This is a genomic window from Variovorax pasteuri, from assembly GCF_051216435.1.
Taxonomy (GTDB): domain Bacteria; phylum Pseudomonadota; class Gammaproteobacteria; order Burkholderiales; family Burkholderiaceae_C; genus Variovorax.
Window position 1 is genome coordinate 243,984 of sequence record NZ_JBPJZS010000003.1, and the last position, 12,125, is coordinate 256,108.

Here is a 12,125-nt window from a genome sequence, read left to right on the forward strand (position 1 = left end):
GGGCCTCAACCTTCGTGTGAACTCTTCCACAGGCCGGTGACTTGCGACATGAGCGCAACCCAGCGTGGATCCTTGGCCGGTGGTTGGCCCGACTCCGACATGTATTCATGGTGCAGCCCGCGCGCCAGGCCGGCCACGGCCTGCGAGTACGCGTCGCTGCGAGAGGTGCGTACCAGCATCTCTCCGCGGCTCGCGGCCGCCAGCAACTGCGTGCTGCGTGCGGGCAGCACATGGCGCAGCGGCAGCTCCAGCCGGTCGGCAATGTCCTTGGCCGACAAGCCGACGTGGCTGTCGAACTTGTTGACCACGAGCGACAGCCGCTCGGTCTCGATGCCGCGTGCGCGCAATTCCTTGAGCATATTGGCCGTGGAGACGATCGCACCGATGCTCTGGTCGCAGACGACCCAGCTGCGCTGCGCGGCCTGAACGGTCTGCGCGACAAAGTCGATGGTCGAAAAGCCGCCGAGGTCGGCGACCTGAAAGTCGAAGAAGTCGCCGAGCCGCTTGATCAGGGAGACCGAATCGGCATGCGAGATCTCGCGCACTTGCGCGAGGCTGGCGGGCAGAGGAAGCACGGCAATGCCGCTCGTGTGATGGGCCAGCGCGGTGTGCAGCAGCGTCTGGTCCAGGCGACGCAGGTTGCGCACGCCGTCGACGAAGCTGAAGCCGCTTTGGGTGTCCAGATAGAGAAGCCCGTCGCGGGCCGGCAAACCGAGATCGAGCAATGCGACCCCGCGGCGCGCGCTGCGGCCCTGGGGACGCGGTGGCGCCTGCGACAACATGTCGTTGAGCATCAGCGCCAGGCTGGCGGCGAGCGTGGTCACGCCGATGCCCGACCGCGCGCCGAGCAGGGCGAGCGTGCATCCACGCGTGCCGCCCTGGATGGTGCTGCGGCGATCCAGCAGCTTGCGCAGCGTACTGATGGCTTCGGCCGGCGGTTCGCCCATGTCGACGAAGTCGTCCACGCCGGCGCGCAATGCGGCGAGCATGGACGCCGGCTCGGCGGAGACGCCCGCGGCCAACACCGGCAGCGTCGGCCAGTCGCGCTTCAGGCGCAGGTGGAGTTCGCTGGCAGCGCCAGCGTTGTTTCCCGAGAAGTCGAGAAAGACCGCCACCGGGCCGAGCAGCGCGATGCGTTCGTCGATGGACTTGGTATCGGGCGCGAGCACTACCACGGTTCCCAACCGGCTGAGCGCGTCTGTCAGCCACGTGATGTGGCTGCCGCTGGACGAGGCGAAGAGATAGGTCTCCGTGCCCGTCTCGGGAAGGTTGTCGCGTGGGGCGTTCATGGCGTCGGACACCGGCTGTGCGCGTTCTGGTCCGTCAACGCGAAAAGCCCGGCACGGTCGTGCCCGAGGCCGGCCCCAGCAGATGCGCGCGCCATACGGGGCCGTCGCGCTGCTCAGCGCCGCCCGGGAGGTACGGCGCGAGATCGGTGCCGCGTGCGATCGGCTTGACCAGGTGCGGGGTGACGAGAATCACCAGCTCCTTCTCGCTCATCTGGTACTTGTTCTGCTTGAAGAACGTACCGAGCACAGGGATGTCGCCGAGCAGCGGTACCTTGTCCGCATTCGAGGTCGTGGTGCGGCTCACGAGGCCGCCGATGATGAAGCTCTCGCCGTCGCCGAGTTCCACGGTGGTGTCGGCACGGCGCGTGCTGATAGCCGGCACTGCAACACCATTGATGCTTAGCGAGTTGGTGTAGTCGAGATCGCTGGCCTCGGGAGCCACCTTGAGCACGATGCGGTCGTTCGACAGCACGGTGGGCGTGAGCGTGAGGCCGATGCCGAAGGGCTTGTATTCGATGCTCGTGGTGCCCAGGCCTTGCGGTGCGGGCACGGGCAGCTCGCCGCCGGCGAGGAAGCTGGCACTCTGGCCCGACAGCGCCACCAGCGTGGGCTCGGCGAGCACGCGGGCCATGCCGTTGCCTTCGAGGAAGCCGACGTTCAGGCCGAGGCCCGCCTTGCCGAAGTTGAACAGCAGGCTGAAGGCCTGTGCGAGCGGGTTGTTGTACTCGCCGCTGATCGCGCCATTGGAAGCGAACGACACCGAGCCCAGCGACGATGGCGTGAAGACGCCGAAGCTGAAGCCGTTGGAATTGGCGCGGGTGCTGAAGATGTTGAGGCCGGCTTGCTTGAGCACGCTGCGGTTGAACTCGACGATCTTGACTTCGACCTGCACGGTATTGCTTCGCACATCGACGGTCGAACGATCGATCAATACGGTCTTTTCGCCGCCAGCCGCCATTGCTGTGTCTCGAGCCTCCTGGTGTGCGTCCATGCTGTTGAGCGAGCCAGTGAGCGTCGAAGCACGGCGACGCACCTCGAGGGCATAGACCGTGGCATTCGATTGGCCCTTTTCCCAGACCATGAGCGTGGTGCGGCCCGCGGCCTTGCCTGTGACGATGAGGCGTGCGGCCGGCGAGTTGGGCGATTGGCGGGTGAGCGAAACACCAGCGACTGTTTCATCGGCGATGGCCATGCGCTCGATGCCTTTGGCAATCAGCAATTCCTTTTGCGTTCCCGCATCGACACGCAGCGAAAGCGCAGCTCGCGCGCCCGCCGCTTCTGCATCGGCAGCAGCGGACATCATGGGCCATGCCCCCGGTGTCAGGAGGCACAGCAACGCGAGAGCGGGGCGCAGAGGACGTGCAGGTGGGGTCGTTCTCTTGCGTGCTGCGAGCTTCATGTCGTTCTTTTCCTGCATGGCATGCATTGGGTTGCGCTGATCAGTAATTGATGGTTTCGCTGCGGTCGCCGCGAATGACTTCGACCTGAAGGCCGCGGTGGACACCGTTGCCGGCATTGGTCGTCACTGGCGCTCTCACCGCCATGACGGCGGCCTGGCGCACCGCACCCGGCTTTCCGCCTGTGACGAAATCGGCAGCGGTGACACCGGCCTGTGCGCGATCAAGACCTTCGAGCGGTGGTCGGCGCGGATCGCCGGCTTTCGCCGGCAGGGGCTGGAGCGCGGTGGGCAGCTCTGCGAACAGTTTCGGATCGGGCTCCGACATGTCGGTGGGATTGCGCAGTGCCAGCACCAGGCGGCCGCTGTTTTCGGCGAGCGTGAGCCGGTTGATATCGTCCACTGGCACTGCTAGCACAGCGGTGCGCGCAGGCTCGGCGCGCTGGGCTTGTGCTGCTGCATTCTTGTCGGTCTTAGACGGCAACCCGTCAACCGAAGCGTTCCCGTAAGCCAGTACGCGCTTGCGCGACAGCAGCAGGCGCGCCTGGCTGCGATCGATGTCCTTGCTGTCGGACTTGAGCATCAGAAAGACATCGACGAAGTCACCCGGTTGAACCTTGTTGCCCACGCCCATGGCCTCGTCGGCCTTGATGGCCACGGCGCGCTCTCCTTCGGCGATGCGCAAAGCCAGCCCCGAGACCAGTTGGCCTTCGAGAAGCGGTGTGCCTTCGCCCAGGTCGATCACAGGCACACGTCCCGCGAGAGCTGCGGTGTCCTGAAAAGCGCCCGCTGGATTGATGGTCAGGCGTTCCACACGAAGCGCATCGACAGGAATTGCCTGGCCGGCCGAAAGTGGCTTTGCTGTGACAACGACTGCAAAGGTTTGGCTCTGGGCGGCCTTGACGGCCGGCGCGCTCGCAGACGCGGGCACGGCTGCGACCGGCGGTGGCGCTTGCCTGCTTAGCATCCACGCGTAGCCGCCGAGTGCAAGCGCCAACAGCACGAGGATGGCTGCGATGATTTTTGTGAGGTTGATCATGAGCGGCGTTTCAAGAGGGAGGAATCGAGGGAGCTATCGATGAGCAACTCGTAGTGACGCAGCGACTAACCGCTGTGTCGACCCCAAACCATCCAGGCCGCCGCGCCGAGCGCGAGATATGCCGCGTAGGGAATGAAGCGCACCCGAGTCGAAGACGAATCGCCAACAGCCGGCGACGGCGACCCGAAAAGCATTTGTGAAAGCGCAGGAAAGAAGGGCCAGCGCTGAAGAATCAGCCATAGCACGGCATGCAGGCCGGCAAAAAGGCTCCCGATGATCCAGATGGGCAACAGTGCCCAAAGGCCTGCCCAGAGTCCCAGGGCGCCAGCGAATTTCACGTCACCTGCTCCCATGACACCGAGAGAGTAAAAAAGCAGCAGGCCGCCAAAACCGATGCCTGCACCGAGCAATGCGTTCGCCCAATCGCCTTCGAGCGGACCGGCCCCGAAGGCGAGCGTCGCGAGGGCCAGGAGGGCACCTGCGAGCGCAAGCCAATTGGGGACGCGGCGCTGCTTGAAGTCATAGATGGCTATCAGAAGCAACCACATCAAATACACCGATGTCATTGCTGAACGCTCACCTTTAGGCAGCTGTGATGGCCGTTTTGATGCTGGTCCAGATGCTGGTCAGCTTTGCACCGATACCGTCAGTACCAGTGATAGCGGTGATCATTGCAACCGAAATAAGCCCCGCAATAATTCCATATTCAATTGCAGTCGCACCTTCTTCATCGCGCAAAAAACGAGTAATAGAGCTGAGCATGATTTCCCCTTTCGGAAGTGTTAACAAACGCTGGCGAGACGAATGTTATCCCGGGTAACTCTGTGTATCAACATCGGTTACCCCGAAGTTGCACCGACTTGCCGTGGTACGAGAGGAGACCAAACGGAGGCTTGCAAGCCTCCTGCCAGTCCGAGCCAGGGCCTGCCTGGTCAGCTGGCTGACAGTTCTGAAACGAAATCTTCCCTCTGTAGGCGCTGTCCCACCTCCCATGAAAACGGGAGGGCGCGTTACGTCACACGGAACGTCCAACAGGGGGGTGTTACGGGCACAAATGCGTTACGTGTTACGTAGCGCAAGGCCACAAACGGGCAGATGTAACAGCGAAGAAAGCCGAAAACCGTGAGCAAAAAGTCACGGATTCAGGGGGTGCCCGCGTCGCCAGCATGGCCTCCGCAGGTCGCCAGCAGGGCCTCGGGGCATCGTCGGCACGGCCTCTGCGGCTCGCCAGCCGGGCCTCGGCGCACCGTCAACCGGGCGTCAGCCCAGGATTTCTTCGTGAAAGAGCTTCCACTCGCTGCCTTGGCGCAGCCAGTACTGGCGCCGTGAGCGCCCGCTCTTGTCGCCCTCGAAGACCTCGCCAAAGGTGACCACCATGGTGTCGTCGCCGTCGCGCCAGTGGAGGTAGGACACGTCCTTGAGCTGCACGCGCTTGCCCTGCGCGTATTTCACTTCGTCGTCGACGGCGGAAATGCCTTCGGTTGCCTTCTTGCTGCTGCGCTGAAAATCCGGCAAATAGAATTTCTTCAATTGCGCTTCATTTCCGGCAGCCCGGGCTTCTTTCCAGCCATTGATTGCGCTGGTAATTGATTGGGCTTCTTTTTCGGCCTGCGGCTGCGAAATCCATTGCAGGCTGCGCGCGGTCACCACGGGGGTGGCGCCAATTTGCACCTTGCGCAAAAGCTGCTTGAGGTCGGGGTTGGCCATGACCACGCAGCCGTCGCTGGCCAGCGGCGCCCGGGCGAACTGCTGGGGCGGGGTGCCGTGCAGCCAGATGCCGCCACCGGTGCGCCCGCGTCGCGCGTCGTACGGGTTGGGGTAGTTGATGGGCAGTGCGCCCGCGCCGTAGAAGTCCTTCAGCGACTTCGGGTCGAGGCTGCTGGTGATGTAGTACACGCCCAGCGGGGTGCGCGCGTCGCCCTCGGCGAGCTTGTCGGTGCCCGACTTGCCCACCGAGATGTAGTAGTCGGCCGTGAGCTTCAGGCCCTTGTCGGTGTTCTCGAACAGGTACAGCCGCGAGCGCGAGGCGTCGACCGCGATGGCGTAACGGCTGCGCGTGGAGAGCGCCAGGAACTGCGACGGCACGGTGTTCGGCGGCGGCCGCTCGCGCAGCGCCTGCAGGCGGCGCTTCGATTCCTCGTGCAGGTCGCTCATGGCGGGGTTGCCGCGCATCCTGGCGATGCTGGCCGTGTCGGGCAGCGCGTTCGTCGGCGGCACCTGCGCGGCGAGCAGGTCGCCGTAGACAAGCTGCGCGAGCTGGAAGTTCGGGTAGTCGCGCACGAGGTCGCGGGCCTTGGCCAGCGCGGGGCGGGCCTGGCCGCGGCCGAACATCTCGTAGACCGCTATAAGGCGGGCTTCGGCGCCGCCGGCTTCCTGGATGGCGGCCGGTGCGCCGCGGCGTGCCGGCTTTGCGGCGGCGGACCGGGTGTCGGCGGCTGCGCCTTTCCTGCTTTTGGCCTGCTGGGCTTGAGCCTGGGCCTTTGCCGAAGCGCCCTTGGCTTCCTTGGCGGAAGACCGTGCGCCTGCTGCGGAACGGCTGCCGCTGTTCGCGGGCCTCGCCTTGGCGGCGGCGCTGGCGCCTGCCTTCGCGTTGCCCGCCACCTTAGCGGTGCCCGATGCCAGCGCCGCGCCGGGCGTCGCCAGCATCAGCGCCGACGCGGTCATCAGCGCCGCGAGCAGGTGTCCGCTGCGCGGACGGAACGGAGGATTCTGAAGCCGGCCATGCCGGACGATGTCTGCCACTAGCCGCCGACGCTTTCCTTGCGAATGTGCCACTGGTTGCCCGAGCGCTGCATGTCCAGCGTCTTCCGGCTCGAGATGTTGAGGTTGTCGGCGCGATAGATCTGGCGGAACTTGGCAGTGGCCGACTGCCCGTCGACCTTGATGACGAGGTTCTCGATGTTCACGCTGATGCTGCTCTTGCCGACGATGCGCGCGCGGCGGTCTTCTTCCCAGGCCTTGCGGCTCTGGCCGCCGGCAGGCGCGAAGTCGGGCCCGTAGGCGCCGAGGTAGCGGTCCATGTCCTGGCCGGCCCAGGCCGCGGCCCAGGCGCGCACGGCCGATTCGACTTCCGCGTTGCCTGCCGAGCTGGCTGCCGGTGCCGGTGCGGGCGCTGGCGCCGGCGTGGCCTCCGGTGCCTTGGGTGCGGCGGCGACCGGTGCGGGCGCGGGTGCGACCTTGGCCGGCGGCGGTGCAACGGGGGCGGGCGCAGGTGCTGGCGCTGGCGCAGCCTTGGCCACCGGGGCGGGCGCGGGAGCAGGTACAGGCGCCGCCGCGGCGACCAGCGTCGTCGCCTTGCCGCCCGGCGGGGGCGGCGTGAAGAGCGTGCGGATCACCGCCAGCTTGGGCTGCACGGCCGTGTTGTTCTGGTCGAGCTGCAGCGCCTTGCTGTAGGCCTGGCTGGCCAGCCGTGCATACACGTCGCCGAGGTTTTCCTGGGCGGTGGCATAGCTGGGGTTGGTGCGAATCGCGCTTTCGAGCGCGGCGCGCGCCTTGTCGAACTGGTTCTGGCTCGCGTAGATCACCGCCAGGTTGTTGTACGGCTCGGGCAGTTCGGGGGCGTCCTGCGTGAGCTGCGTGAAGGCGGCGATGGCCTCGGCGCGCTTGCCGGTGTCGAGCTGGATCACGGCCTTCAGGAAGCGCATCTGCGGGTCGCGCGGCTTGTCCTTGAGGAAGGCGTCGGCGCGCGTCATGGCCTCGTCGAGCTTGCCGGCCTGCATGAGCTTGTCGACGTCTTCATGCTCGACGGCCGCCAGGGCGGAAACCGACATGCCGCAGGCCGCGGCGGCCAGCACGAGGGCACGCACGGTGGGGGAAAAGCTGAAACGGGCGCGCGGCCAGGGGCTCTTGGGCATTGCGGACAAGACCTCGTAAGGGGGTGGGTGATGCGGCAGGCATTGTAAGTGGGGTGGTTAACCTCTCGATACGGCGATGACAGCCTTTCGTGTGGTTCATGGCGTTTCGTCGTGTCCGCGATGCCCCCAGTGCCGCATCGCCCATCCCCGCAGTACAGTGCCGCCGTGGATCGCCTCCAAAGCATTGAAACTTTCGTTCGTGTCGCTCAGACCCAGAGCTTCGCGGAGGCGGCACGCCAGCTGCGGGTGGCCAACTCGGTCGTCACCACCCGCGTCAAGCAGCTCGAGGAGTTCCTGGGCGCGCCGCTGTTCCACCGCAGCACGCGCGTGGTCCGCCTCAGCGACATGGGCCAGGCCTTCCTGCGCGACTGCACCGAGCTGGTGGGCCGCGCCAACGACATCGTCGACCAGATGCGCGACGCGCGTGGCACGCCCTCGGGCACGCTGCGCGTGCATGCGCTGACGGGCATGGTGCTGGGGCGTTTCGCCTCGCTGCTGCGCGAGTTCCAGACGACCTACCCCGACATCCACCTCGAACTGATCGTGAGCGACGCGGTGGCCGACCCGGTCAAGGCCGGCGTCGACTGTGCGTTGCAGATCTTCCCGGCGACCTCGCAGGAGCTGGTGTCGCGCCCGCTCTTCCCGGTGCGGCGCGTGCTCTGCGCCACGCCGGCCTACCTGGAGGCCCACGGCACGCCGGGCTCGCCGCGCGAGCTGCACCGCCACAAGCTGGGCCTGTACTCGGGCTACCCCACGCGCGACCGCTGGACCTTTCATCACCAGGGCGAGCAGATCACTATCTACCTGGCCGCGGCGCTGCTGACCAACAGCGTGCACCTGCTGCGCGAGTACGCGCTGGAGCACGCGGGCATCGTGTGCCTGCCGACGCTGGTGGCGGGCGACGCCATTGCGCGCGGCGAACTGCGCGTGGTGCTGCCGGAACACCAGCTGTCGTCGTTCTCGCTGAGCGCCGTGTACGCGGGCACCTCGCGCAATGCGCTGAAGCTGCGCCTGTTCATCGAGCACATCGCCACGCGCTTCACGCGCGTGCCGCCGTGGGACGCCACGCTGATCGAGCGCGGCCTGATCCCGGCGGAGCTCATCGAGTTCAGCCGCTCCAGCGGGTGACAGGTACGCCCCCAGGCTTCGCGCACTTCGTGTCGCTTCTCCTTCCCCCTCGCCGGGGGCGACACCTGCGGACCGGCGGAGCCGCTTCCGTGGTGTCCTGTAAGGGGCGGCCGGGCTGCAGGGGAGCGGGGGTAAACCCGGCCGATTGTTCGGAGACTCCGAATAATCCTCTTCCAAACTGGTCCCTACCGGCGGGGACGCAGGGCTCCTAGAGTTCGCTCATTCGAGAGAACACAAGGAGACAAGTCATGACAGCCGCCGCTTCCACTGCGTACCAGACCCGCTTCGGTTCGCTCAAGCACTTCGAGAAGGGCCACGTCGAGCCGATCGACGACGACGTGCGCCACTACGCGTTTTCCAACTGCTTCGAGATCGCCAGCCTCAGCAAGCCCTACGAGAAGGTCGTGTTCGGCCAGAACCAGATCTATGTTCTGGAAACGCTCCGAGCCGAGGGCACCTCGCCCTGGTACACCTGCGCGCACGACGAATTCGCGCTGGTGATGGACGGCGACGTCGAAGTGCACCTAGTACAGCTCGACGCTGCGCAGACCGTCGCCGACAAGGAAAAGAACGGCGCCGTGCTCGTGAAGGGCGAACCGACGGGCCGGAAGATGGGCTGGATGAAGCTCTCCCGCGGCCACCAGGGGCTGCTGCCGAAGAACACCGCCTACCAGTTCCGCAACGCCGGCGAGCCGGGCGTGATCGTGCTGCAGAGCTGCAAGGGCGAGCTCTCGGTGGAGAAGTGGGCCGACATCTGCCAGACGCATTGACCGCATCGAACAGGAGCCCCGCACCATGAACGCACCCGCAGAACTCGCCCGCGTGATCGCATCGCAACCCGACGCCACGCTCGGCTACAAGGACTTTTCGCTCGGCAGCTTCAGCTTTCGCCGCGACGAATATTTTGTTCACATCGGCTGGAAGACCCGCGACGGCCGGCCCATGAGCCACACCATGGACGCCGGCAGCTACCTGCGCGCACTGATGCGCGACGTGGCGTGGGGCTTCTTCTACGGCTGGGTCAACTTCGACGACGTGTTCGGCACCGTCAACCACTACGAGTCGGTCGACCTCTACGCCGGCAGCTTCAACGGCACCATGAAGGACGCGGGCATCGACCTGCTGGAGAACTTTCCGACCGCGCAGATCCGCGCCACCTTCGAGGCCATGCTCGACGACTGGACCAACGAGAGCTTCGACCCCTTCTCCGCGCCGCAGGAAACCGGCTCGCCCTACGGCCGCAAGAACGGCAACAACACCGCCAGGATCACGAGGGCGCGCGAACTCGCCAAGCGCTGCGTGGGCCTGAAGGGCGACCTCGACCTGCGCAGCGACGCACGCGGCGCACCGGTGAACCGCGCCTTTGCCGATGTGCCCCAAGGCCAGCCCGAGCTGCACCCCGAGCCCGGCTTCGAGAACGAGGTGCACGGCTTCAACCTCTTCGGCTTCCTGAGCCGTTCGCAGGTCACGTGGAACCCGAGCTTCACCTCGGTGGTGAAGCACAGCTACATGTGCCCGACGACCGAGGAGCACATCCTGCCGATCATCCACGGCAACGACCGCGTCGAGTGGTTCTTCCAGATGACCGACGAGATCCACTGGGACTGCGGCGACAAGAACACCGGCCGCCCGATGGCCCGCGTGATCATGAAGGCGGGCGACATGGCCGCCATGCCCGCCTACTGCCGCCACCAGGGCTTCAGCCCCAAGCGCTCGATGCTGCTGGTGTGGGAGAACGGGTCGCCGAGCCTGGTGCATGAGATCCAGAAGGGCGAGTCGCCCGAGATCCCCGTGCAGTTCTGAATTGCCTTTCTCCCTCCCCCTCTGGGGGAGGGCAGGGGTGGGGGCTCTCCAGGCCCGCGCCCTCTTTGAAGATGCCCCCACCCCAACCCTCCCCCAGCGGGGGAGGGAGAGGAACGCCCATGCCTGCTCCATCCATCCGCCACCAGCTCTTCATCGACGGCCGCTTCGTCGCCGCCGAATCCGGCGAGACCCTGGCCACGCTGAACCCGCACGACAACACGCCCATCGCCGATGTCGCGCTGGCCGGCAAGGCCGACGTCGACAAGGCCGTGGCCGCTGCGAAGCGTGCCTTCCCGAAATGGAGCCGCATGGCTGCCGCCGACCGCGGCCGCATCCTGCTGAAGCTCGCCGACCTCATCGAGGCCAACGCAGAAGAACTCGCGCGCCTCGAATCGCTCGACACCGGCCACCCCATCCGCGACTCGCGCCGACTCGACGTGCCGCGCACCGCCGCGTGCTTTCGCTACTTCGGCGGCATGGCCGACAAGTTCCAGGGCGAGACCATTCCGGTGGAAGAGGGCTTTCTCAACTACACGCTGCGCGAGCCGGTCGGCATCGTCGGCCAGATCGTGCCGTGGAACTTCCCGCTGATGTTCACCAGCTGGAAGATGGCGCCCGCGCTCGCGGCCGGCAACTGCATCGTGATGAAGCCGGCGGAGATCACGCCGCTCAGTTCGCTGCGCATCGCCGAGCTGATGGCCGAGGCGGGCCTGCCGCCCGGCGTGGTCAACATGCTGCCGGGCCTGGGCAGCGTGGCGGGCCAGTACATCGCCGAGCACCCGGAGATCGCCAAGATCGCCTTCACCGGCAGCACCGCCACGGGCCGGCGCATCGTGCAGGCCAGCGCGGGCAACCTGAAGAAGGTGCAGCTCGAGCTCGGCGGCAAGGGCCCCAACATCGTGTTCGAAGATGCGAACCTGCAGGCCGCGGTGAACGGCAGCGCGTGGGCCATCTTCCACAACCAGGGGCAGGCGTGCATTGCGGGTTCGCGGCTCATGCTGCACGAGAAGATCGCCGATGCGTTCCTCGAGCAGTTCATTCCGCTCGCCAAATCGATTCGCCTGGGCAACCCGCTCGACGACAACACCGAGATGGGCCCGCTCACGAGCGCCCAGCACCAGGAGCGCGTGCTGGGCTATGTCGAGGTAGCACAAGCCGAAGGCGGTGAACTGCTCGCGGGCGGCAAGTCGCCGGGCGGCGATCTGGCCAGGGGCTGCTACGTCGAGCCGACCGTGATGCGCGCCAGGTCGTACAAGGACCGCGTGGCGCAGGAAGAGGTGTTCGGCCCCTTCGTCACCGTGCTCACCTTCAGGAACGACGAAGAGGCGATGCAGATCGCCAACGGCACCGACTACGGCCTGGGCAGCGGCCTGTGGACCAGCAACCTGCAGCGCGCCCACAAGGTGGCGCGCGACCTGCACGCCGGCATGGTGTGGATCAACAGCTACAAGCGCGTGAACCCAGGCTCGCCCTTCGGCGGCGTCGGCCAGAGCGGCTACGGCCGCGAGATGGGGTTCGACGCGATGCGCGAATACACGCAGGTCAAAAGCGTGTGGGTGAACGTCGACGCGCAGATACCGCCGCACTTCGCGCGCTGACGAGTAAGTCCCGGCCCT

Annotated in this window: 11 protein-coding genes; 4 read left to right on the plus strand and 7 right to left on the minus strand. The window is 66.2% G+C overall.

All coding sequences use genetic code 11. The annotated features are described in order from the left end of the window. Window positions 1–5: 5 nt before the first annotated feature. The 7 genes from ACSFBM_RS14630 to ACSFBM_RS14660 form a co-directional block, all read right to left on the minus strand. Entirely contained in the window at window positions 6–1,301 is a 1,296-nt protein-coding gene (locus ACSFBM_RS14630) for a CpaE/TadZ family protein (protein ID WP_435484983.1), read from the minus strand. A gap of 22 nt (window positions 1,302–1,323) precedes the next feature. After that, the gene (locus ACSFBM_RS14635; protein WP_435485261.1) at window positions 1,324–2,592 is read right to left on the minus strand and encodes a type II and III secretion system protein family protein; all 1,269 of its coding nucleotides are present in this window, start codon (window positions 2,590–2,592) and stop codon (window positions 1,324–1,326) included. 136 nt (window positions 2,593–2,728) lie between these two features. Next, on the minus strand, window positions 2,729–3,724 hold the full coding sequence (gene cpaB / locus ACSFBM_RS14640) for a Flp pilus assembly protein CpaB (RefSeq protein WP_435484984.1): 996 nt from the start codon (window positions 3,722–3,724) through the stop codon (window positions 2,729–2,731). 65 nt (window positions 3,725–3,789) lie between these two features. Next, the gene (locus ACSFBM_RS14645) at window positions 3,790–4,290 is read right to left on the minus strand and encodes an A24 family peptidase (RefSeq protein ID WP_435484985.1); all 501 of its coding nucleotides are present in this window, start codon (window positions 4,288–4,290) and stop codon (window positions 3,790–3,792) included. A 16-nt stretch (window positions 4,291–4,306) separates the two neighbouring features. Next, the gene (locus ACSFBM_RS14650; protein ID WP_435484986.1) at window positions 4,307–4,486 is read right to left on the minus strand and encodes a Flp family type IVb pilin; all 180 of its coding nucleotides are present in this window, start codon (window positions 4,484–4,486) and stop codon (window positions 4,307–4,309) included. 498 nt (window positions 4,487–4,984) lie between these two features. Next, window positions 4,985–6,466, minus strand: a complete 1,482-nt coding sequence (locus ACSFBM_RS14655) for a L,D-transpeptidase family protein (RefSeq protein ID WP_435484987.1) — start codon at window positions 6,464–6,466, stop codon at window positions 4,985–4,987. Continuing rightward, window positions 6,466–7,578, minus strand: coding sequence for a tetratricopeptide repeat protein (locus ACSFBM_RS14660; protein ID WP_435484988.1), 1,113 nt, complete (start codon window positions 7,576–7,578; stop codon window positions 6,466–6,468). The genes ACSFBM_RS14655 and ACSFBM_RS14660 overlap by 1 nt, the downstream gene beginning before the upstream one ends. A 165-nt stretch (window positions 7,579–7,743) precedes the next feature. Between ACSFBM_RS14660 and ACSFBM_RS14665 the strand changes: the two genes are divergently transcribed. The 4 genes from ACSFBM_RS14665 to ACSFBM_RS14680 all read left to right on the plus strand — a co-directional run bounded on the left by ACSFBM_RS14665 (window position 7,744) and on the right by ACSFBM_RS14680 (window position 12,107). Beyond that, on the plus strand, window positions 7,744–8,706 hold the full coding sequence (locus ACSFBM_RS14665; RefSeq protein WP_435436931.1) for a LysR family transcriptional regulator: 963 nt from the start codon (window positions 7,744–7,746) through the stop codon (window positions 8,704–8,706). A 248-nt stretch (window positions 8,707–8,954) separates the two neighbouring features. Continuing rightward, the gene (locus ACSFBM_RS14670) at window positions 8,955–9,476 is read left to right on the plus strand and encodes a cupin domain-containing protein (protein WP_435484989.1); all 522 of its coding nucleotides are present in this window, start codon (window positions 8,955–8,957) and stop codon (window positions 9,474–9,476) included. Between the two features lie 25 nt (window positions 9,477–9,501). After that, a complete protein-coding gene (locus ACSFBM_RS14675) occupies window positions 9,502–10,509 on the plus strand; it encodes a hydroxyquinol 1,2-dioxygenase (RefSeq protein ID WP_435484990.1) in 1,008 nt (335 codons plus the stop codon). 134 nt (window positions 10,510–10,643) lie between these two features. After that, window positions 10,644–12,107 carry an aldehyde dehydrogenase family protein gene (locus ACSFBM_RS14680; protein WP_435485262.1) on the plus strand — a complete coding sequence of 488 codons (1,464 nt, stop codon included), beginning with the start codon at window positions 10,644–10,646 and terminating at the stop codon, window positions 12,105–12,107. Window positions 12,108–12,125: the final 18 nt, after the last annotated feature.